A 21,996-nucleotide genomic window follows, 5' to 3' on the forward strand; every position below is an offset into this window, starting at 1 on the left:
AACGCTCCGGGGATACAGGAATAATACCGAGGTACCGCAAATGCTTGTCCAGGCAATCCTGAAATCCAAGGCCGATTCCGGCGTGGTGACCGTCAAGGCATCGACATTGGTGTCCGAAGCGGCACAGGTTCTGGCCGAGAAACGTATCGGCACGGTGATGGTCTCTGATGATGGGGAAACGCCGGACGGCATCCTGTCGGAGCGCGACATCGTGCGGGAACTTGGCGCCAGCGGCAGCGGGTGTCTGAACCAGCCAGTAAGCGCATACATGACCAGCGACCTCGTCACCTGCACCCGCGATTCCAGCGTTCAGGGCATTCTGGAGCAGATGACCGAAGGGCGGTTCCGCCACATGCCGGTTGTCGAGGATGGCAAGCTGATCGGTATCGTGACGCTGGGGGATGTGGTCAAGGCGCAATTGTCTGAACTGGCGATGGAAAAGGACGCGCTTCAGGGCATGATCATGGGGCACTGAATTGGCGTATTGCGCTCAGGGGCCGCATGTGGTTCTTTGCCGCGCAATTTTGTTGCGCAAAGGCCTGCCATGAGAACTGCTTTATATCCCGGAACCTTTGATCCCATCACTTTGGGCCATGTCGATATCATCCGCCGGGCGGCTCTGATGGTGGATCGGCTGGTGATCGGGGTGGCGATCAACCGCGACAAGGGGCCTCTGTTCACGCTGGAAGAGCGCGTCGCCATGATCGAGGCGGAATGTGCCACGCTCAGCCAGCAGACCGGCGCTGAAATCGTGGCGCATCCGTTTGAAAACCTGCTGATCGATTGCGCGCGGGATGTTGGGGCCCAGACCATTGTGCGCGGACTGCGCGCTGTGGCGGATTTCGAGTATGAATATCAGATGGTTGGCATGAACCGGGCACTGGATGACACGATCGAGACCGTGTTTCTGATGGCGGATCTGCGGCATCAGGCGATCGCCTCGAAACTGGTCAAGGAAATCGCGCGGCTGGGCGGAGATGTCTCGAAATTCGTGCCGCCCCGCGTCAAGACCGCGCTGGACGAACGGCTGGCGCGCTGATCGCCCCGGCTGGTGTCCGTGACCGAGAGCTGGACCCGCATCCACACCCGCGCGGCCTTTTGCGCCTTCATCGCAGATTGCCGCTTCGAGGGGCCGGGCTTGCGCTTTGTAATCCATCAGGACGGACGTCTGGACGGAACCGCGGAGGGCGTCGCATTTGAGGGGAGTTGGGAATGGAAGCAGGGCTGTTTCTGCCGTATCCTGAATCACCCGGATACGCCCGGGGAACGTGAGTGCGAGATCATCGAAACGCGCGGCGCTCAGATGCGCTATACGCGGGATGGGGGGCAGTGCGACGCCCATGTGGTACGCAAGGTCCCGCTCTGACCCTCAGCGCCAGAAGGCCAGCCATTGCAGCAGATCATATAGTTTGCGGCCCAGAAACAGAAGATGCTCGGTCCCGTACAGCATGACATTCCCGGCCAAGGCGACCAGCAGGAGACCCGCAAGCCAAATGGCGATCTGATTTGTCATTAAGGCTCCCGGAATGCAAAACGCCCGCCCAGATAACCTGAGCGGGCGTTTTTTCTCAAGTGCTTAATAGGTTCAATTCAAGCGACCCATGGCGACTGCGACATCTGCCATGCGGACCGAAAAGCCCCATTCATTGTCATACCAGGCCAGCACCCGCACCATGCGCTTGTCGACCACGCGGGTTTGATCGGGCGCAAAGATCGAGCTTTCCTCGGAATGGTTGAAATCGACCGAAACCAGCGGCGCGGGCTCATAGCCCAACACGCGCGACATCGGACCCCGCGCGGCTTCGGCGACGATGGCGTTCACCTCTTCGCGGGTCACGTCGCGCGAGGCGCGGAAGGTCAGATCAACAGCCGAGACATTGGGCGTCGGCACGCGAATGGCGGACCCGTCCAACCGGCCCTTAAGGTTGGGCAACACCTCACCCAGCGCCTTGGCGGCCCCGGTTGAGGTCGGGATCATTGCCATCGCGGCAGCGCGGGCGCGGTAGAGGTCCTCATGGCGGCGGTCCAGCGTCGGCTGGTCGCCGGTATAGGCGTGGATCGTGGTCATGATGCCATGCTCGATCCCGATGGCGCGGTCCAGCACCTTGGCCAGCGGGGCCAGGCAGTTGGTGGTGCAGGACCCGTTCGAGATCATCCGGTCTTCGGGCGTCAGCGTTTCGTCGTTCACGCCATAGACGATGGTCTTGTCCACATTCTTGCCCGGCGCCGACAGCAGCACCTTCTGTGCGCCGCGCTCGAAATGGGTCTTGGCCTTGAGACCGTCATTGAACTTGCCGGTGCATTCCAGCACCACGTCGCAACCTTCCCAGTCCAGCTGGCCCATGTCATAGGTCGAGAACATCTGCATCGGGCCGCGGCCCAGATCCATGGTTTTCTCGTCGATGATGATGTCGCGGGGGAAGCGGCCATGGATGCTGTCATATTTCAACAGATGTGCCGAGGTTTCCAGCGGGCCGGTGGCGTTGACCTTGATCACTTCGATATCGTTACGGCTGGATGCCGCGATATGGGACAGGGTGCAGCGGCCGATGCGACCGAACCCGTTGATACCTACTTTGATGGTCATATGTAACTCCGACGACGTGTAACTTGCTGCCATATAGCCAGACGTGACCTTCAGGTGAAGGGCAAAAAGTCAACAAAACGAGACTGTTAGCGCAAACCAGCCCCGATTGCGCTAACGCTTGTGCTAACAGTGTGAACAGATAACCTGCCTGCGGTCGGATTGATCAGGAGAATCGGACATGAGCGGATTATTGGCCTTGCTGGACGACGTGGCAGGCATCGCCAAAGTGGCGGCGACCTCGGTCGATGATGTGGTCGCTGCGGCGGGCAAGGCGGGGGCCAAAACGGCGGGCGTGATCATCGACGATGCCGCCGTGACGCCGAAATACGTTCAGGGCTTTGCGCCTGCCCGAGAGTTGCCGATCATCTGGCGCATCGCGCGTGGATCGGTGTTCAACAAGCTCGTTCTGTTGCTTCCTGTGGCGCTGCTGCTGGCCAATTTCGCGCCCTGGCTGATCACGCCCTTGCTGATGATCGGCGGGTCTTACCTGTGTTTTGAGGGCGCGGAGAAGATCTTCCACCTGCTGTTCCCGCATGGCAGTCACGTCATCGACGAGGACATGAAGGAGCGCGATCCCGGCCATCTGGAGGAGCAGAAGGTCAGAGGCGCAATCAAGACCGACTTCATCCTGTCCGCCGAAATCATGACCATCGCCCTCGCCGCCATTGAGGCCCCCAATGTCTGGATGCAGGGCGCCACACTGGCGGTTGTGGGTCTTGGCGTGACGGTTGCGGTCTACGGCTCTGTCGCGCTGATCGTGAAGATGGACGATGTGGGTCTCTACATGGCGAAGAACGCCCCAACGCTCATCGGGCGCGGGCTGGGGCGGGGGCTGGTCAAGGCGATGCCCGGCGTGATGAAGACGCTGTCCATCGTCGGCACCGCCGCCATGCTCTGGGTCGGCGGGTCCATCGTGATCCACGGGATGGAGGTGCTGGGCTTCGGCTGGCTGGGCCAACACATCCACGACTGGGCTTATGCGCTGGGGCATATGCTGTCCGAACAGTGGACAGGCGCGGTTGAATGGGTGTCCAAGGCCACGATGGACGGCATCTTTGGTCTGGCCTGGGGCTTTGTTCTGATCCCGGTCGCGACCAAGGTGATCGGGCCGGTTATGGGTGCGTTCTCTGGGAAGTCTGCTTAGTGCTGGATATGTTTGATAACTATCATGACTAAAAGGTTGGACATAAGCCGAATACGCCAAGATGCCTGCCAAATATAGGCGCAAAGTACATCAATGAATGCTCAATAAAGCAGAAGTTGAATGGTCAAGACCGATAACCCGACAGCGCCGCCACGCAACTCGGCGTTGAAGCTGCATTGAGAAGGTAAACACCATGTTCCTTCGAAAAGGAAAAAACTGACACATGTTTAGGTTCAAATACCTACTTCTCCCGGCATTGTTGTCTCTCTGTTTAGGAGCAAGCGATGCGGCAGCGAAAGTTGAGTGCGAAATGCTTGATGGCAGCGTACCTGAACTCGAGAAGATTAAGGCGGTCTTTGCTCAAGGAAACTACAAATTCTTTTTTGAGCTTACGGACAAGTTTGCTTCTGAGGAGTTGCCAGAAACGGAAACCATTATTGATAAGCTGTTTGAGGCGTTCCCCTCCGGCTTTCGCTATTGCACAACCATGTATTCCAAGATGGAGTCGCCTAAACTTGTGAACCAGATAACGTTCTTTGAATCTCCTTCGGGTGACGGGATTTTCGTAGCGTGGTCGGCATTCTTGTACAGAGATCAGTGGGCAATTCTTAAATACGTAGTTTCTACTGAGTTTGGTGAAGTCCTTTGGGCTATAAATTAGCGTGCAGCCAAATCAATCAGATTGTCAGACGTCAAAACAAAAAAGAGCGCTCAAATGAACGCCCTTTCTGATCTTCTTATAGGCCGCTGGGTTAGCCCAACAGTTCCTTGACTTTCGCCACTGTCGCATCCGCGGTGATGCCGAAATGCTTGTAAAGCTCGCCGGCGGGGGCGGAGGCGCCAAAGCTGGACATGCCGATGAACCCGGCCTTGGCCTCGCGGCCGCGCTCGCCCAGCAGCCAGCGGTCCCAGCCGCCCAGACGCACGGCAGCTTCGATGCCGACGCGGACCGGCCCGCCGGGCAGGACGCGTTTGCGATAGGCTTCGTCTTGGGCCGCAAACAGCTCCATGCAGGGCATGGAGACGACGCGGGTGCCGATGCCCTCGGCTTCCAGCTTGGCCTTGGCCTCCAGCGCGATGGACACTTCCGAGCCGGTGGCGATCAGGATCGCCTGGCGTTTGGCCTCGGCATCGGCCAGCACATAGGCGCCTTGTGCGGTCAGGTTCTTGGTCTTGTGCTCGGTCCGCACGGTGGGCAGGCCCTGACGGGTCAGGGACAGGACCGAGGGCGTGTCTTTGGAGGACAGCGCCAGTTCCCAAGCCTCGGCGGTTTCCACCATGTCGGCGGGGCGGAACACATGAGTGTTGGGCGTCGCACGGGAAATCGCCAGATGCTCGACCGGCTGGTGGGTCGGGCCATCCTCGCCCAGACCGATGGAGTCGTGGGTCATCACGAAGGTGGTTGGGATCTTCATCAGCGCAGCCAGACGCATCGCCGGGCGGGCATAGTCGGTGAACGCCATGAACGTGCCGCCATAAGGGCGGATGCCGCCATGCAGCGCCATGCCGTTCATCGCCGAGGCCATGCCATGCTCGCGGATGCCGTAATGGATATAGCGGCCCTTGCGGTTTTCCGGCAGGAACACGCCCAGATCGGCGGTCTTGGTGTTGTTCGAGCCGGTCAGGTCGGCCGAGCCGCCCACGGTTTCGGTCAGGATCGGGTTCACGACGCCGAGCACCTTTTCGGACGCTGCGCGGGTGGCGAGTTTCGGCTGATCTTCGGAGATCTGCTTTTTCAGTGCACGGATGGCGCTGGTCAGCTTCTTGGGGGTGTCTCCGGCATAGGCGCGGGTGAACTCACCCTGCTTGCGCTCGGAAAGCTGGGCGAACCGCTCTTCCCAGGCGGCACGGGCGTCAGCGCCACGGGCGCCAATCTCTTCCCAAGCCGATTTCACATCCGCCGGGATTTCAAACGCGCCGTGCGGCCAGCCATAGGCCTCTTTCGCAGCCTCAAGCTGTGCCTGATCGGTCAGCGCGCCGTGGCCCTTCGAGGTATCCTGCGCCGCATGTCCCAGCGCGATATGGCTTTCGCAGGCGATCATGGTGGGCCGGTCGGATTTCTTGGCTTCGATGATGGCGGCGTCGATGGCGGCGGGATCATGCCCGTCGATCTCGATCACATGCCAGTTCGAGGCGCGGAACCGTTCGACCTGATCGGTGCGGTCGGCGATATCCACCGTGCCGTCGATGGTGATGTTGTTGTCGTCCCAAAACACGATCAGCTTGCTCAGTTCCAGACGACCCGCGAGGCCGATCGCCTCCTGGCTGACGCCTTCCATCAGGCAGCCATCCCCGGCGATCACATAGGTGTAGTGATCAACGACCTTCTTGCCATAGTGAGCCCGCTGCACTTCTTCGGCGATGGCGAACCCCACGGCATTGGCGATACCCTGACCCAGCGGGCCGGTGGTGGTTTCGATCCCGTCGGCCAGGAAGTTTTCCGGATGGCCTGCGGTCTTGGCGCCCAACTGGCGGAAGTTCTTGATCTCGTCCAGCGTGATATGCGGGTTGCCGGTGAGATAGAGCAGCGAATAGATCAGCATCGAGCCGTGACCTGCCGACAGGATGAACCGGTCGCGGTCGGGCCAGGTCGGGTTGGCGGCGTCGAAATTGAGGTGCTTTTCGAACAGCACGGTCGCGACATCGGCCATCCCCATGGGCATGCCGGAATGGCCGGAATTGGCGGCGGCGACGGCATCGAGGGTCAGGGTACGAATGGCCGTTGCCTTGGCCCAATGTTCAGGGTTCGCTTTGCGCAGCGCAGTCAGGTCCACGAGGCTTGTTCCTTTGGGTTAAGGGCGGTTGCGGCGCTCAATACCATCCAGTCCCCGAAGTGCAAGCAGAACCGGGATTTGCGTCTTTTCGCGCATGAACTGCAGGTCTCAAGTGATTGAAAGCAAAAGGGGGGTATTTTCGCCCCGCTTTCGCTAGAGTAATTTCAATCGAACCGGTGCCCGATTCGTGTGGTTTCTGATGCGGGGTCAGCCGGGATGAAGAACAAGAACCGCAGGAAGATTGGGTGAGGGGCATGAGCCAGATTGAGGAATTGCAACGCCGTATTGCCGCCGCGATGGATCGGATCGGTGCCGGGGTTGAAACATTGTCAAGATTGCCCGAACCGGCGGCAGTGGATGCCGAGGCAGAGGGCGTGCTCGATACGGATCTGCTGGCGGCGCTGGAAGACGAAAAACTGGCCAATGCCCAGCTTGAGGAGCGGATCAAGACCCTGAAGGCGCGCCACGAGGTCGAGATAGCGCAACGGGCTGGCGGAGGCGATGAAGAAATCGCTGCCCTGCGGGCGCAACTGGATGATGCGCAGGCGCTGCTGGCCGAACGGGCCGGGGCCGAAGAGGCGGCTGCCTTTGCTGCCAATACGGTCGAAGAGCTGCGTGCCGAGAATGAAGTGTTGCGGATCCGGCTGCAGAGCGTTGAGGATACCGAGCCGCTGAAAGCCGAAATCGAGAGGCTGCACGCGGCTCTGAACGAAACCGAGCAGGCGGGCGATCTGCGCTCCGAAAATGACATGCTGCGCGCTGAGCGGGTCAGCCATGGCGCGGCAATGGCGCGGCTGGACGATGATCTGCAACGGCTGCGCAAGGCCAATGCGCAGCTGCGCGAGGTCAATGGCGCGCTGCGCGAGGCCAATGCCGCCGGGGTCGGCGATCCGACCCTGATCAATCAGGCGCTTCAGGCCGAGCTTGAGGCGCTGAGTTCGGCACGGGCCACCGACCTGGCCGAAGCGCAGGCCGTGCTGGCGCAGCTTGAGCCGCTGCTGGCCCAGGCGGAACTGGTCGAAGGGGAGGAAGCGTAATGCCCAATATTACCATCACCATTGGCGGTCGCGCCTTCGAGGTCTCCTGCCAGCCCGGCGAAGAGCAGTTCCTGCACTCGGCTGCCGCGATGCTGGATGACGAGGCGCAGGTGCTGTCGGATCAGATCGGCCGCATGCCCGAGGGGCGGATGCTGCTGATGGCGGGGCTGATGCTGGCGGACAAGACGGCCGGGCTGGGCGACCGGGTCAAAGGGCTTGAGGCGCAGCTGGCCGAGCAGGAGCACGAGTTGGCGCAGCTGCGCAACATGCCCCTGCCGGAACCGGAACAGATCGAGGTGGCCGTGGTGCCGCCCTTTGTCACCGATACTCTGGCCGAACTTGCCGCGCGCGCGGAATCGCTGGCCGCCGAGGTTGAGGAAAAGGCGCAGGCGTCGTGAAGATCGCGACCCTTGCTTGTGGCCTCGCAGTCTTGGCCACGCCGTGTTTTGCCGATGAATTTACCACCGCGACCTATGAGTGTGAGCGCGGGGCCAAAGTTCTGGCGACTTTTGTATCAGAGGGCGTAGTTTTGACTGTTGAAGGTCAGCAGGTTGCGCTGGGGCAGCTGCGTTCCGGTTCGGGTGTCCGTTTCGGCAATACCGGAACCAGCTATATTTGGTGGATCAAAGGCAAGTCTGCGACCCTCGATTGGGTCGCAGGAGACAATAGCATACGAATCTACGACGCATGCGAGACTGAGTGATCAGGCGTTGGCTTCGCGGATCTTGTCAGCGGCGTCCTTATCATAGGTGACGCCGTTTTCGTCGAAAAGCGTGTCCAACTCACCCGAGAGGGTCATCTCGGTGATGATGTCGCAACCACCGACGAATTCGCCTTTGACATAAAGCTGCGGAACGGTGGGCCAGTCGGAGTAGTCCTTGATGCCCTGACGGATCGCTTCATCGGCCAGCACGTTCACATCGGAATAATCCACACCCATATAGTTCAGCACCCCCGCCACACGGGACGAGAACCCGCATTGCGGCATCTCCTTGGTGCCTTTCATATAGAGCACCACATCGTTGGCTTTGACGGTCTCGTCGATCTGGGTCTTAACGTCGCTCATCTTGCTTTTCCTCTTCGCGCGCGGTCGCGTGTTTTGTGTCCGTGTTCGGATGGTCCTTGAACCAACCTTCTGTTTCAAGCCGCCGATGCTCGGCCTGCGCCAGTGTCACCGGGTCCATACCGTGCCGTTCAATGCCCGCGATCTTGCTGATCTTGTCCGGATCGGGTCGCATATCCAACAGGCGTCGTTTTCTGTTCCGCTTCACATAGGCCTCTGTCAGCGCGGCGGCAACCACCAGAGTGGCAATTCCGCCTGCGATCCAGATGAACCATGTGGTCATTTTCCAGCAATTACCCCTTGCGTCGTTTGTAGGAGTGGCGGCGCATCTGCCGTGTGACACGCCAATATCTGGGTCCGTATTTTAGAAACTTTGGCAGGTCACAAAACAAGATCGCAAGGGCGCTGACGAGATCGAACACCAATCCGGCTAGTCGCATCAGCACCCATCCGAATGGCTGATCCACTATTCAGGCGCTTTGGTCGTCAACGCCAACGCATGCAACTCGCCATCCGGCCCGTCCATCTTGCCTTTCAGCGCGGCATAGACTGCGCGTTGCTGCTGGACGCGGTTTTTGCCGCGAAAGCTCTCGTCCACCACCATGGCGGACATGTGAACGCCGTCGCTGCCGCCGACCTGGATGTCGGCATCCGGGAACGCCTCGCGCAGCAGATGTTCGATTTCATGGGCGCTCATTGGCATATGGGTCGTCTCCTGATGGTCACTGTTCAAGAAGTAGAGCGGAGTGGGGGCGCGTGCAAGGGAGGCACGCGCCCGGATCACGCTAAATCCGGCGCCTGCCTCGGGTGCTGGATGTGCCTGTTTTGCGCGACTCAGGCGACCGCTGCGGCAAAGCTCTCGCGATAAGTGCCCGCCAGATCGTCCAGCGCCGCCTCAGCTCCCCCGATACGCACGCTGCTGCCGGTGAAACGGCCCACGGTTTCGACGGCGACGCCTGCCTGTCCGGCGGTGATCATCAGCGCCTCGGCCTGATCGAAATTGCAGGCCACCAGATAGCGCGCCTGATCCTCGCCAAAGAGCTTTTCGGTGGGCGCATCGTCAAGCTGCACGCCGACGCCAGCAGCCTCGGCCAGTTCAAAGGCGGCCAGCGCCAGACCGCCATCGCTGAGATCGGTGCAGGCTTTGATCAGCGCGCGATTGGCGCGGATGAAATCGCCATTGCGTTTTTCCGCTTCCAGATCGACATGGGGGGCGTCGCCGTCCTCGCGGTTGAACACTTCGGCCAGCAGGGCGGATTGACCCAGATGGCCCGCTGTCTCGCCAATCAGCAGCGCCAAGTGGCCCTCGCGCACCTCATTGCCGATGATATCGTCGGTATGGCTGAGCAGCCCGACCGCGCCGATGGTCGGTGTGGGCAGGATACCCTGACCGTCGGTTTCATTGTAAAGCGAGACATTGCCCGACACGATCGGCATGTCGAGCGCGGCGCAGGCGGCCCCGATGCCTTTGATAGCGCCGACGAACTGGCCCATGATTTCGGGCTTTTCGGGGTTGCCGAAATTCAAATTGTCGGTGGTGGCCAGCGGTGTGGCCCCCACGGCGGTCAGGTTACGATAGGCTTCGGCCACCGCCTGCTTGCCGCCCTCAACCGGGTTGGCACGCACATAGCGCGGGGTCACGTCAGAGGTGAAGGCCAGCGCCTTGTCGGTGCCATGCACCCGCACCATGCCGGCACCCAGACCCGGCGTGCGGGCGCTGTCGGCCATGACCATGGTGTCATATTGCTCATAAACCCACTGCTTGCCCGCATAGTTGGGCGAGGCGAGCAGGGCGCGCAGCCCATCGATCGGATCGATCTGGGGGACGTCGGCGAGGTCCTCGGCCTGAGGTGTCGGTTCCCACGGGCGGTCATATTCCGGGGCGGTCGAGGACAGCTTGGACAGAACCAGATCGGCTTTGACCTCGCCGTTATGGACGATCAGGAAGCGGTCTTCGGCGATGGTTTCACCAACGATGGCGAAATCCAGGTCCCATTTTTCGAACACAGCGCGGGCTTCGGCCTCAAGCTCGGGCTTCAGCACCATCAGCATGCGTTCCTGGGATTCCGACAGCATCATCTCATAGGCGGTCATGTTGTCTTCGCGCTGGGGCACGTTTTCCAGATCGAGACGCACGCCCAGACCGCCCTTGTCGCCCATCTCCACAGCAGAACAGGTCAGTCCAGCAGCGCCCATATCCTGGATCGAGATCACCGCGCCGGTCTGCATCAGTTCCAGCGTCGCCTCCATCAGGCGCTTTTCGGTGAAGGGGTCGCCGACCTGAACGGTGGGGCGCTTTTCCTCGATCGTGTCGTCGAATTCCGCGCTGGCCATGGTGGCGCCGCCGACGCCATCGCGTCCGGTCTTGGCGCCCAGATAAACCACCGGCATGCCGACACCGGAAGCGGCCGAGTAGAAAATCTTGTCGCTGTCAGCGAGGCCCGCAGCAAAGGCGTTCACCAGGCAGTTGCCGTTATAGGCCGGGTGGAACCGCACTTCGCCACCCACGCAAGGAACACCGAAACAATTGCCATAGCCGCCGATCCCCTCAACCACGCCATTGACCAGCTGTCGCGTCTTGTGGTGACCCGGTTCGCCAAAGCTGAGCGCGTTCATCGATGCAATCGGTCGCGCCCCCATGGTGAACACGTCGCGAAGGATGCCGCCCACGCCGGTCGCCGCGCCCTGATAGGGTTCGATATAAGAGGGGTGATTGTGGCTCTCCATCTTGAAGACCACCGCCTGACCGTCACCGATATCGACGACACCGGCATTTTCACCGGGGCCGCAGATCACCTGGGGACCGGAGGTGGGCAGGGTGCGCAGCCATTTCTTGGAGGATTTGTAAGAGCAGTGCTCGTTCCACATGGCCGAGAAAATGCCCAGCTCGGTAAAGCTCGGTTCGCGGCCGATGATGTCGAGGATCATCTCGTACTCATCGGGTTTCAGCCCGTGGCTTTCGATCAGTTCCGGCGTGATGGCTGGCTCTTGCATCCTGTCTGGGTCCCCGAGATGGCAAAGTTTCGCGCCTTTTAGGCGAAGGCAGCGCCGGGGGGAAGGGGGCGAATGCGCTGAAGAGCAAGCCCGCTTCGAATGCTTGGCCTGTCCACCTGTGTGATTGCGAAACGCTGGCTGCCATGTTTCTGTTGCGGTGTGCCCGCGATGTACCACCCCATCGGTCGCCACGGGTCGGTGTCAATCGTCGTTCCACAAATACCCCGAGGAGATATCATGCAAGATCAGCCGGATCGCCCCAATGTTGTCACGCCCGAGTTCATGGCAAGCTATGATCATCTGACCCCTAGCGGACATATGCATCCGGCGTGCAAGTTGAACCGGCTTGCCAATATCGGCCTTGATTGCCGAGCGGAGGTCAGCCCGCAGATCGACCTGAACCTGCTGACCGACCGCAGTTACACCCATCTTTGCGAAACCAGCGACGATGGCTGGCTGATCGGGGGCGGGGACAACACCAAGCTGGAGCGTCCCGACACCGCGCATGCGGAAATCTGGCGGTTCGGGCCGGATAACAAGGCGGATGGCGGGTTGGCCTTCGACTATGTCGAGGCTGTCATGCGCGCGATCAAATTCGCGCCGATCCGAGTCATGCCGTCGCGGGTGAACCTGACGCCGTCAAATGAGTTGGAGCTGCTGCTGGAATACGATCCGGACTCGGTGATCGGGCAATTGCTGGGGATATTCAGCACCGTGCTGGCCTGTCCCTGTGGGGATTATGGCAATCCGTTTCACATCACGCTGGTGCGCGGGGTGAAGTTCCGCTCTGACGCGGCGCAAGTGGCCTATTTCAGTGAAATGGAGGCCGTGGTGGCGCAGTGGCGGTCCGAGCATCCCGAGGGGGTGATGTTCAACGATGGCGGTATTGATCTCTTCGCCAACCGGGAGAAGATCCTCGCGCATGTTTCGCCAGACATGTCCTCCGGTGTCGAGGCGGATATCGCGGCGTTGCGCGAGATTTAAGAAAAGCGCGCAGGCAGCCTGGCCATAGGCTCAGGCTGCCCGGTTTCGTGCGTTTATTGGCCGCCCTGGTCCTTGGCCAATTGCTGGTTCACCGCTTCGCCTGCCGCAGCACCGATGGTGGCTTTCTGCTCGTCGGTGATGTTTTCGGCCTCGTCCAGACCCGGAATCGCGACGCGTACCTCGCGACGGGCGAAGTCGATGCCGTTTTCTTTAAAGGCAGCCTTGACGCGGTTGTAGATTTCCTTGCGCAGCGTGAATTGCTTGCCGGGGATCGCCATGAACTTGCCCCGGATGATCATGCCGACATCGTCGAAATCAAACACACCCTGCGATTTGAACGGCTCAAGGAAACCATCCTTGTGGGTCTCGTCGGCCATCATCTCGGCCCCGATCTTCTTGAAGATCTTCTTGACCTTGTTGGGGTCGGTGTCGAAGGGCACGGTGAATTTCAGCTTCATGATCACCCAGTCGCGGCTGTAGTTGGTCAGCTTCTGAATCTCACCATAAGGGATGGTGTGGACCGGGCCGCGATGGTGGCGCAGCTGCATGGAGCGGATCGAGATCTTTTCGACCGTGCCGGTGGTGCCGCCCACATCGACATATTCGCCCACGCGGAAGGCATCGTCGATCAGGAAGAACACGCCGCCCACGATATCGGCCACCAGTTTCTGCGCGCCAAAGCCGATGGCCAGACCCAGAACACCGGCACCGGCCAGAAGGGGCGTGATATTGATCCCGAGCGCCCCGAGCGCCAGCAGGCCGAAGATCACCGCGATTGTAATTTGCGCGGTGACCCGAATGAGCGGCAGGACGGTTGCAAGACGAGATCCACCTGATCCCCCACCTTCACCACCGGCTTCTTCGTCCACCGATTCTGCGGCGGTCTGCTCTTGTGCCAGCCTGCGGTTGATCCAGAGAGAGACGACCTCATTGATGATGTAGCCTGCCGCAACGATCAGCAGGAATTCGATCACCGCGCCGCCAACTTCTGCACCGATACCGGCAGAGGCGACATGGCGCAGATCAAGGTGCCAGGCGCGCGCGATCATCATCACGACAAACAGCCCGGCCAGAACGCGACCGATGCGGATATAGCTGCGCTTGGTCGATTTATAGGCGCGTTCGGCCAACGGCCCTTCGCCCAACATCGGCGGCTGCAGGTGGCGTACCAGGCCACGGATGAGCGTGTCCAGGGCCGGCGCGATCAACAACCAGAACATGGTGGTGAAATGCGGGCCCTTGACCAGCAGGGCGCGGATCGACGGATCGCGCTGCGCGGCGAGGAATTCCACCAGCAGCCAGATCACGGCCGAGACAGCGATGGCAAAGTAGGGATAGTACCGGGCGACTTCCTCGTCGAATTTGGTGCGATCGGGATCGGTGCCCAGCATCATTTGTGTCAGGCCTTCGCGGGCGGTCCAGGCGATGACGCCGATATAGATGTGGATCGCGGCATTAAGCCAGAAACCGATGCGTGTTTCGCCAGCAGTGATGCCGTTAAGCGCATTGAAGCGCACGACGAACAATGTCAGCCCAATCAGAATAAGCAGGCCGATCAGGTTGCGGTACAGGTACTTGGCCCAATGATCATCGACATTGACCAGCCGGAGCCGGGGTTTGTTCGGCGCGAGAACAAATCGCGACACAGCCGCACCCAGACGCGGGACCCAGATCAGGAAAAACACAAATGGCGCTGCATAGGTGATTTGTTCGGTCGTGAGCAGGGCCCGACCGGCCGCGCGAACAACCACATAAAAAACGATCAACCCTGCAATCTCATGACAGAAGCGCCGGAACAGATATCGTGCCGCGCCCCAGAGATCGCCATCCTCGCCCTCGTTGGACTGGTCATGCCACTTGCGGGTAAACAAACCGAACAGCTTTTCGGCGACATAGCCCAGAACAAGAACGGTCAGGACCAGACCCAGCAGGACAAAAGCACCAGTGGTGCCGAACGTATCCGTGAAGTTGCCAAATGCCTTTGCTTGCGCACTGAAGATGTTGGGCAATGTCACCAGAACATGTGTCCATGACGCGACCATCTCGGCCCAGATTTCATTGATTTCAGTCAGCGGATCTTCGTGACCTTCTGCTTTGGCGGCGTGTGCTTCGGCCACCGCGTCCAGGCGCTGCAGCAGCAGCGCGCGGACCTGATCGTCACTCATGCGTGCCACCAGATCATCCACCTGTTCCGGCGTCAGATCAGCCGGCACCACAGGGGCGGAACTGGTGCTGGTGCCAGCAGTTGAGGATGAAGTTTGTGCGAATGTGGGGGAACTGAACAGAATTGCTGAGCAAAGCACTAAAACCAGTTGCGTCAACCGGAGCATGAGAAACCCTCGTCAATATATGAGTCTTGTTTTTCCTGAACTTACTGGAGGTTGTGCCCTTGCGCTAGGTGTCTTGGATTATGGCACGGGTTCAGTGCCTGCATGTGTCTTGCGTGCCTCTCTGCGAGATGTGGGATCGTCGGCACCGACGGTAAGGGGGCTCCAAAACCGTGTCCGGTTCGGCTAAGAGCGGACATGCCTGTCTACAGCAAGGGAATACCAATGCTCTCGAACTCGGATCTGGTTGCCTTGACCGCTTTTCGCCGCGATCTGCACCGCCGCCCGGAAGTGTCCGGCGAAGAGGTGGAAACCGCGCGTACCGTCACAGCGGCGCTGGCTGAATTGTCACCGACCCGCATCGTCAGCGGGCTGGGCGGTCATGGTGTGGCGGCGGTGTTTGACAGCGGTACATCGGGCGAGACCGTGCTGTTCCGGGCCGAACTGGATGCTTTACCCATTGAAGAACTATCCGGTGTTCCGTGGTCCTCGCAGGTGCCGGGCGCGGGGCATCTTTGCGGCCATGACGGACATATGACCATGTTGCTGGGGCTGGGGCGGCTGCTGGCGCGCAAACCGGTGGCACGCGGGCGGGTGGTGTTGATGTTCCAGCCCGCCGAAGAGGATGGCAGCGGCGCGCGCGCCGTGGTGGCGGACCCGGGCTTTGAGGCGCTCCGGCCCGATTGGGCCTTTGCGATCCATAATGAGCCGGGGCGGCCTTTTGGCCATGTCTCGACCCGTGCGGGCCTGATCAACTGCGCCTCTCAAGGGCTAAAGATCACGCTGACCGGGCGGACCGCCCATGCAGCAGAGCCCGAGGAAGGCGTCTCGCCCGGGCGCGCCATCGCCCATCTGGTTCCGGCGCTGGAGGCGCTGGGGCAGGGCGGTGATCTGGATGACGGCTTTCGATTGGTGACGCTCACCCATCTGCGAATGGGCGAGCCGGTCTTTGGCATCGCGCCCGGCGAGGGCTTGATCCATGCCACGCTGCGCACCACGCGGGACGATGCGATGGCGGAGTTGATTGCGGCGGCACAGGCGCTGGCGCGCGAGGCAGCCGATAACGCGGGCCTGACCGTGCAGTTTGAGGTGCAGGATGAATTTGCCGCCTCTATCAACGATGCAGAGGCCACCGCAGTGGCGGTCCGGGCGATGGAGGCAATTGATGTGCCTCATGGTGACGCTGGCCTGCCGATGCGCGCCTCGGAAGATTTTGGTGTCTTCGGCTGGGGGGCAAAGGCCGCGATGTTGTGTCTGGGTCCGGGCGAGGATCACCCGGTGCTGCACAGTCCCGACTATGATTTCCCTGATGATCTGATCCCAGTGGGCACGGCGATCTTCGAGCGCATCGCACGCGACCTGTTGGGCACGCAATGAGCCATCCGGCACCACGACGCTTCCCTTGCGCTGTCGCATGGTTAGGGTGGGGCGAAACAGTTCGGGGCTGGCATCATGAACCAGACGGAGAAATACCAGCGCCTAAGGGCGCTTCACACCAGCGGTGAGACTTTTGTCATTCCGAACGCCTGGGATTCGGGATCGGCGCTTTTGCTGGCCAGTTTGGGTTTTGAGGCGCTGGCCACCACCAGTGCGGGCTACGCTTTTTCTGTCGGCAAGCGCGATTCTTCCACCGGGCTCAGCCGCGACGAGATTCTGGAAAATGCGGCGCAGATTGTTGCGGTAACCGATCTACCGGTATCCGGCGATCTGGAGGACGGGTTCGGGGCCAGCCCAGCGGCCTGCGCGAAGACCATCGAGGTGGCGTCTCAGATCGGGCTGGTCGGCGGCACGATTGAGGATGCGACCGGCGATCCCGACGCGCCGATCTACGAGATGTCGCACGCGGTCGAGCGCATCACAGCGGCTGTTGAGGCGTCGCGCGACCGAAATTTCCTGCTGACTGCGCGGGCCGAGAACTTCATCTGCGGGCGACCAGATCTGGTCGACACGATCCGACGTCTGCAGGCGTTTGAGGAGGCGGGCGCTGACGTGCTCTATGCGCCGGGCCTGCCCGACCTTGAGGCGATCCGCACGGTGTGTCGGGCGGTGAGCAAGCCGGTCAATGTCGTCATGGGGCTGAGCAGCCTGACTTGTTCGGTTGCCGACCTCTCCGAGGCGGGCGTTGCCCGGATCAGCGTCGGCGGGTCCTTTGCGCGCGCGGCAATCGGTGCGGTGATGCGTGCGGCGCGCGAGGTGCAGCAGCACGGCACCTTTACCTATGCCAAGGACGCGATCCCCGATGCCACCATCCGCCAGATCATGTTGCCGACCGAAGATCTTCAGCGAGAGGATTGATCCTGTAATCCTGTTCGGAGTCTCATGGTGAACTCATGTAAATCGCGAGGCTAATCTCGCGTGTTCTACCAGGGGTTGGCACGCCCAGCGTGTAGTGCGAAAAAAAAGGCCGAGCGCTAAGCTCGGCCGAAGTCCAACAGGGAGGTATGAAGAAGGCGTCGCCTCCTTCGAGTGTTGATTTAATCAGCGCTTCATGAGTTATCAAGGTCAATAATGTCGCATTTTAGGTATTGCTGCTATGCGAGAGCTGCATATCTCATATTTTGCCTTGCAGTTTCAGCTGTTTGCGGCTTGCGGTGATTTCCTCCTGCACAAAATCACGAAACGCTGCAATACGTTGCGAATGGCGCAATTCCTCGGGATAGGCGAGATAGACGGGCACGTCCGAGGACTCGATTTCCGGCAGAACATGCACCAGATCGGGCACCTCCTGCGCGACATAATCGGGCAATACGCCGATCCCTAGGTTGTGCAGCACGCCTTGGAGCACACCGAAGTAATTGTTCACGGTCAGAAGCGACGCAGGGTTGTGTTCCATCAGTTGCACAACCAGCGACGCGCCTGCGCCAACCTGCGCTGCCGTAGTGTTCTGGCAGATAAGACGGTGCTGGGACAGATCGGGGGGCGTGATCGGCGCATCATGGGCCTTTAGATAGGCGTCCGACACAAAAAGCTGCATTCGGATCGTCATCAGCCGCTTGCGGATCAGGTCTGCCTGGCTGGGCTCCTTCATCCGGATCGCCACATCCGCCTCGCGCATCGGCAGGTCCAGCACGCGCTCTTCCAGCATCAGGTCGATCTTGAGGTCGGGGTATTTCTCATAAAGCTTGGGCAGGCGCGGGGCGAGCCAGAGCGTGCCGAAGCCGAAGGTGGTGGTCACGCGCAACTCACCAAACACCTCTTCCTCGCTGTCGCGGATGCGCGCGGCCGCCGCGTCCAGGCGTTTGGACATCGAAGAGGTCGCATCAAACAGCAACTCGCCCTGTTCGGTGAGAATCAGTCCGCGCGCATGGCGGTGAAACAGGGTCGCATTCAGCGACTCTTCAAGCGCCCTGATCTGTCGGCTGACCGCCGATTGCGACAGATTCAGCTTGTCGCCCGCATGGGTCAGGCTGCCCGCATCGGCCACCGCATGAAATATTCTGAGTTTATCCCAATCCATCCCCGAAACTTCCGTTCTTTTGGATACGACCTATATGAAAGAATGCGAAAGCTCCATGAGTATTGGACGCTTCGCCGCAGGGAGTGAGAAAAAACACCTAGTAAGGTCAGCAATTTTGACCTAATATTGCCTATATAATCCGCAAACTAATCTGACGTGGGGAGGCGTCTGATGAGTAAGCACATGATCTCGCTCAACGACCGGTTCGATCTGGACAAAAGCCCCGTTCTACTGAACGGGACGCAGGCATTGGTGCGCCTGATGCTGATGCAAAAAGCGCGCGATGAGGCTGGTGGGCTGAACACGGCGGGGCTGGTCACCGGCTATCGCGGCTCGCCGCTGGGCGCGGTGGACATGCAGATGAACCGCGCCGCCAAGGAACTGGCCGCGTCGAACGTCACCTTTCAATATGGGTTGAACGAGGATCTGGCGGCCACCGCGCTGTGGGGCAGTCAGCAGGCCGGGTTACGCGGCGATGGTAAATATGACGGCGTCTTTGGCCTCTGGTACGGCAAAGGGCCGGGGGTGGACCGGTCGGGCGATGTGATCCGCCATGCCAACATGGCAGGCACCGCGGCCCATGGCGGCGTGGTCATGGCGATGGGCGATGATCATACCGGCGAAAGCTCGACGGTGCTGCATCAGTCGGAATGGGCGCTGATGGATGCCTATATGCCGATTGTCAGCCCAGCCGGTGTGCAGGAAATCCTCGACTATGGGCTCTATGGCTTTGCGCTGTCGCGGTTTTCCGGCCTCTGGGTCGGCCTCAAGACCATGAAGGACACGATCGAGGTGACCTCGGTGGTGGATGGCCGCACCGACCGGATGAACATCGTCACGCCGGAGTTCGATATGCCCGAGGGTGGGTTGAACATCCGGCTGATGGATGACCGCACCCCGCAGGAGGCGCGGATCATCGACTACAAGCGCTTCGCGGCTGAGGCGTTTTCCCGTGCCAACAAGATCGACAAGCGCATTTGGGGCAAGCGCGGGGCCAAGATCGGCTTTGTGGCGGCGGGCAAGAACTGGCTCGATCTGGCGCATGCGATGTCGCTCTTGAATATCGACGCGGAAGAGGCCGAGCGGCTGGGCATCACCACCTACAAGATCGGTCAGGTGTTCCCGCTGGACATGCAGGGATTCCATGACTGGGCCGAGGGGCTGGACCTGATCGTCATCGTCGAGGAAAAGCGCAAGCTGATCGAGGTGCAGGTCAAGGAGGCGATCTTTGACGACCGGCGCGGTCGCCGCGTCTATGGCTGGTACAAGGGTGGTGCGGGTGCAATGCACCGCGAGGAACTGTTCCCGACCCGTGGCGCGCTGGACCCGATCATGATTGCCGAGAAGCTGGGCGAGATTCTGATCGAGGAAGGGCGCGAGACTGATGGCATCCGTGCAGGGCTCGCTGCCCTGACCGAGGCGCGGCGCGCAGACAATGCGCAGGAAATCGCGGCGCGGCTGCCCTATTTCTGTTCAGGTTGCCCGCATAACACCAGCACCAAAGTGCCCGAGGGCAGTCTGGCCTATGCCGGGATCGGTTGTCATTTCATGGTCAAATGGATGGATCGCGAGACCGACGGGTTCACCCATATGGGCGGCGAAGGGGCCAACTGGATCGGCGAGGAACCGTTTTCGACCACCAAGCATGTGTTCCAGAATCTGGGCGATGGCACCTATAATCATTCCGGCGTACAGGCGATCCGCGCGGCTTTGGCGGCTGGCACCAACATCACCTACAAGATCCTCTACAATGACGCCGTCGCGATGACGGGCGGGCAGGGCAACGAGGGCGACCTGACGGCGGAACGCATCGTCAATGAGCTGAAGGCGATGGGCGTTCGCGAGATCGCGGTTGTCTATGACGAGAAAGAGGATGTGAATTTCAAGGCGTTGCCTGCGGGCGTTGAGACCCATGAGCGCGCCGACCTGATGGCGGTGCAGGAGCGGTATCGCGAGATCGAGGGTGTCTCGGCCATTGTCTATATCCAGACCTGTGCCGCTGAAAAACGCCGCCGCCGCAAGCGCGGGACCTTCCCGGACCCCGACAAGCGGGTCTTCATCAACACCGATATCTGCGAGGGCTGCGGAGATTGCGGGGTGCAGTCGAACTGCGTCTCGATCGTGCCGAAAGAGACCGAGCTGGGCCGCAAACGGGCCATCGACCAGTCGAGCTGCAACAAGGATTTCTCTTGTCTCAAAGGGTTTTGCCCGTCTTTTGTAACGTTGGAAGGTGCGCAGATCCGCAAGGAGGCAACCACCGAGATCGAGTTGCCCGATCTGGCGATGCCCGACCTGCCAGAGATCACCGGCACTCATAACGTGGTGATCACTGGGGTTGGTGGCACCGGCGTTGTCACCATCGGCGCGGTGCTGGCGCAGGCGGCGCAGATCGACGGCAAGGGCGCGGGCATGATGGAGATGGCGGGCCTCGCCCAGAAGGGCGGCGCGGTGCATATCCATTGCCGACTGGCCAACCATCCCGACGATATCAGTGCGATCCGCGTAGCCACTGGCGAGGCGCATGCGCTGATCGGTGGCGATCTGGTGGTGAGCGCCGGGGCCAAGACGCTGGGCCTGACGCGCACCGGCCAGACCGGCGCGGTGGTCAACAACCACGAGATCATCACCGGCGATTTCACCCGCGACACAGAGTTCCAGATCCCGTCTGACCAGTTGGAACTAGCGCTGCAGGCGCGGCTGAAAGACCGGCTGGACCTGTTTGATGCCTATGATCTGGCCCGCGCCGTGATGGGGGATGCGATCTATTCCAACATGATGGTCTTTGGTGCGGCCTGGCAGCGCGGGCTGCTGCCGATCACCCATGACGCCATCACGCAGGCCATCGAGTTGAACGGCACGGCGGTGGAACGCAACAAGCGCGCCTTCGAGATTGGCCGCTGGGCGGTGCTGCATCCCGAGGAGGTTACCAAAATCCTGCAACCGAACGTGGTTGAGATGCCCCGGACGCTGGACGAAAAAATCTCGTACCGCGCGGCGCATCTGGTGGCCTATCAGGGGCAGCGGCTGGCAAAGCGCTATCTGAAGCTGCTTGAGGGGATCGAGGATAACGATCTGAAAGCGGCGGTTGCCAAGGGGTATCACAAACTGCTGGCCTACAAGGACGAATATGAGGTGGCGCGGCTGTTGCTGGACAGCAAGGAAAAAGCCGCCGCCGAGTTTGATGGGGATTTGAAAATGACCTTCCATCTGGCGCCGCCGATTCTGGGCGGCACCGGCTCGGACGGGCGACCAAAGAAGCGGGAATTCGGTGAATGGATGCTCGGGCCGCTCAAACTGCTGACGCGTTTGAAAAGCCTGCGCGGCACGCCGCTGGACATTTTCGGATATAGCGCCGAGCGCCGGATGGAGCGGGCACTGATCCGGCAATATGAGAAGGACCTCAAAGAGGTCCTGCCCAAAACCTTCCCACAAACGCGGGATGCTGTGATCGCGCTGGCGCGGCTGCCGCTCGACATTCGTGGTTTTGGTCCGGTGAAGCAGGCCAATGAGGCGAAGGCGGCCAAACGGCGAGAGGAACTGCTGGCCACGATCCGCCAAGGCGGCCCTGAGGTGCGCAAAGCTGCGGAATAGGCGTCACATTGGTGTAACCAAAGCTAGGCAGAATCGGT

At 60.7% G+C, this 21,996-nt stretch carries 21 protein-coding genes; 12 read left to right on the forward strand and 9 right to left on the reverse strand.

Translation table 11 applies throughout. From position 1 onward, the window contains the following. Nucleotides 1-40: 40 nt before the first annotated feature. From AB1E34_RS11755 to AB1E34_RS11765, 3 genes are all read left to right on the forward strand, one after another. Complete coding sequence (locus tag AB1E34_RS11755) at nucleotides 41-475, forward strand: CBS domain-containing protein (RefSeq protein WP_372572534.1); 435 nt, start codon at nucleotides 41-43, stop codon at nucleotides 473-475. Between the two features lie 69 nt (nucleotides 476-544). After that, nucleotides 545-1,039, forward strand: coding sequence for a pantetheine-phosphate adenylyltransferase (gene coaD, locus AB1E34_RS11760; protein ID WP_372572535.1), 495 nt, complete (start codon nucleotides 545-547; stop codon nucleotides 1,037-1,039). Nucleotides 1,040-1,051: 12 nt separating this feature from the next. Beyond that, a complete protein-coding gene (locus tag AB1E34_RS11765; RefSeq protein ID WP_372572536.1) occupies nucleotides 1,052-1,366 on the forward strand; it encodes a hypothetical protein in 315 nt (104 codons plus the stop codon). Nucleotides 1,367-1,369: 3 nt separating this feature from the next. Here the strand turns inward: AB1E34_RS11765 and AB1E34_RS11770 are convergent, their stop codons facing one another. Both AB1E34_RS11770 and gap read right to left on the reverse strand, forming a co-directional pair. Beyond that, nucleotides 1,370-1,513, reverse strand: a complete 144-nt coding sequence (locus AB1E34_RS11770; protein ID WP_372572537.1) for a hypothetical protein — start codon at nucleotides 1,511-1,513, stop codon at nucleotides 1,370-1,372. A gap of 72 nt (nucleotides 1,514-1,585) precedes the next feature. Beyond that, the gene (gene gap / locus AB1E34_RS11775) at nucleotides 1,586-2,587 is read right to left on the reverse strand and encodes a type I glyceraldehyde-3-phosphate dehydrogenase (RefSeq protein ID WP_372572538.1); all 1,002 of its coding nucleotides are present in this window, start codon (nucleotides 2,585-2,587) and stop codon (nucleotides 1,586-1,588) included. 178 nt (nucleotides 2,588-2,765) lie between these two features. Between gap and AB1E34_RS11780 the strand changes: the two genes are divergently transcribed. After that, nucleotides 2,766-3,731: a DUF808 domain-containing protein gene (locus tag AB1E34_RS11780; RefSeq protein WP_372572539.1), complete on the forward strand. Its 966-nt coding sequence runs from the start codon at nucleotides 2,766-2,768 to the stop codon at nucleotides 3,729-3,731. 223 nt (nucleotides 3,732-3,954) lie between these two features. After that, nucleotides 3,955-4,392, forward strand: coding sequence for a hypothetical protein (locus AB1E34_RS11785; protein ID WP_372572540.1), 438 nt, complete (start codon nucleotides 3,955-3,957; stop codon nucleotides 4,390-4,392). 91 nt (nucleotides 4,393-4,483) lie between these two features. Here the strand turns inward: AB1E34_RS11785 and tkt are convergent, their stop codons facing one another. Continuing rightward, a complete protein-coding gene (gene tkt / locus AB1E34_RS11790) occupies nucleotides 4,484-6,505 on the reverse strand; it encodes a transketolase (protein ID WP_372572541.1) in 2,022 nt (673 codons plus the stop codon). Nucleotides 6,506-6,759: 254 nt separating this feature from the next. On the opposite strand from tkt, the gene AB1E34_RS11795 reads away from it, so the two are divergent. From AB1E34_RS11795 to AB1E34_RS11805, 3 genes are read left to right on the forward strand one after another with little or no spacing between them, the layout of a single operon-like run. Then, nucleotides 6,760-7,542 carry a hypothetical protein gene (locus tag AB1E34_RS11795; protein WP_372572542.1) on the forward strand — a complete coding sequence of 261 codons (783 nt, stop codon included), beginning with the start codon at nucleotides 6,760-6,762 and terminating at the stop codon, nucleotides 7,540-7,542. Then, complete coding sequence (locus AB1E34_RS11800; RefSeq protein ID WP_372572543.1) at nucleotides 7,542-7,940, forward strand: cell division protein ZapA; 399 nt, start codon at nucleotides 7,542-7,544, stop codon at nucleotides 7,938-7,940. The genes AB1E34_RS11795 and AB1E34_RS11800 overlap by 1 nt, the downstream gene beginning before the upstream one ends. Then, nucleotides 7,937-8,245 carry an MliC family protein gene (locus AB1E34_RS11805; protein WP_372572544.1) on the forward strand — a complete coding sequence of 103 codons (309 nt, stop codon included), beginning with the start codon at nucleotides 7,937-7,939 and terminating at the stop codon, nucleotides 8,243-8,245. The genes AB1E34_RS11800 and AB1E34_RS11805 overlap by 4 nt, the downstream gene beginning before the upstream one ends. Here the strand turns inward: AB1E34_RS11805 and grxD are convergent, their stop codons facing one another. The 4 genes from grxD to purL all read right to left on the reverse strand — a co-directional run bounded on the left by grxD (nucleotide 8,246) and on the right by purL (nucleotide 11,599). Then, on the reverse strand, nucleotides 8,246-8,608 hold the full coding sequence (grxD, locus tag AB1E34_RS11810) for a Grx4 family monothiol glutaredoxin (protein ID WP_306194814.1): 363 nt from the start codon (nucleotides 8,606-8,608) through the stop codon (nucleotides 8,246-8,248). It abuts the gene before it with no gap. Beyond that, on the reverse strand, nucleotides 8,595-8,888 hold the full coding sequence (locus tag AB1E34_RS11815; RefSeq protein ID WP_372572545.1) for a hypothetical protein: 294 nt from the start codon (nucleotides 8,886-8,888) through the stop codon (nucleotides 8,595-8,597). The genes grxD and AB1E34_RS11815 overlap by 14 nt, the downstream gene beginning before the upstream one ends. Before the next feature lie 183 nt (nucleotides 8,889-9,071). After that, nucleotides 9,072-9,308 carry a BolA/IbaG family iron-sulfur metabolism protein gene (locus AB1E34_RS11820; RefSeq protein WP_306194810.1) on the reverse strand — a complete coding sequence of 79 codons (237 nt, stop codon included), beginning with the start codon at nucleotides 9,306-9,308 and terminating at the stop codon, nucleotides 9,072-9,074. Nucleotides 9,309-9,439: 131 nt separating this feature from the next. Then, a complete protein-coding gene (gene purL / locus AB1E34_RS11825) occupies nucleotides 9,440-11,599 on the reverse strand; it encodes a phosphoribosylformylglycinamidine synthase subunit PurL (protein WP_372572546.1) in 2,160 nt (719 codons plus the stop codon). A gap of 237 nt (nucleotides 11,600-11,836) precedes the next feature. Here purL and AB1E34_RS11830 point away from each other — a divergent pair, with 237 nt between their 5' ends. Continuing rightward, the gene (locus tag AB1E34_RS11830) at nucleotides 11,837-12,583 is read left to right on the forward strand and encodes a hypothetical protein (RefSeq protein ID WP_372572547.1); all 747 of its coding nucleotides are present in this window, start codon (nucleotides 11,837-11,839) and stop codon (nucleotides 12,581-12,583) included. Nucleotides 12,584-12,636: 53 nt separating this feature from the next. Here AB1E34_RS11830 and AB1E34_RS11835 read toward each other — a convergent pair whose 3' ends face one another. After that, nucleotides 12,637-14,796 (reverse strand): mechanosensitive ion channel family protein, encoded by a 2,160-nt coding sequence (locus tag AB1E34_RS11835; RefSeq protein ID WP_372572548.1) that lies wholly within the window; start codon nucleotides 14,794-14,796, stop codon nucleotides 12,637-12,639. 339 nt (nucleotides 14,797-15,135) lie between these two features. Here AB1E34_RS11835 and AB1E34_RS11840 point away from each other — a divergent pair, with 339 nt between their 5' ends. After that, nucleotides 15,136-16,287: an amidohydrolase gene (locus AB1E34_RS11840; RefSeq protein WP_372572572.1), complete on the forward strand. Its 1,152-nt coding sequence runs from the start codon at nucleotides 15,136-15,138 to the stop codon at nucleotides 16,285-16,287. A 75-nt stretch (nucleotides 16,288-16,362) separates the two neighbouring features. Further along, nucleotides 16,363-17,205, forward strand: a complete 843-nt coding sequence (locus AB1E34_RS11845) for an isocitrate lyase/PEP mutase family protein (RefSeq protein ID WP_372572549.1) — start codon at nucleotides 16,363-16,365, stop codon at nucleotides 17,203-17,205. Between the two features lie 256 nt (nucleotides 17,206-17,461). Here the strand turns inward: AB1E34_RS11845 and AB1E34_RS11850 are convergent, their stop codons facing one another. Beyond that, entirely contained in the window at nucleotides 17,462-18,367 is a 906-nt protein-coding gene (locus tag AB1E34_RS11850) for a LysR family transcriptional regulator (protein WP_372572550.1), read from the reverse strand. Between the two features lie 171 nt (nucleotides 18,368-18,538). Here AB1E34_RS11850 and AB1E34_RS11855 point away from each other — a divergent pair, with 171 nt between their 5' ends. Then, on the forward strand, nucleotides 18,539-21,958 hold the full coding sequence (locus AB1E34_RS11855) for an indolepyruvate ferredoxin oxidoreductase family protein (RefSeq protein ID WP_372572551.1): 3,420 nt from the start codon (nucleotides 18,539-18,541) through the stop codon (nucleotides 21,956-21,958). Nucleotides 21,959-21,996 lie beyond the last annotated feature (38 nt).

It is taken from the genome of Ruegeria jejuensis, assembly GCF_041537905.1.
GTDB lineage: Bacteria > Pseudomonadota > Alphaproteobacteria > Rhodobacterales > Rhodobacteraceae > Ruegeria_C.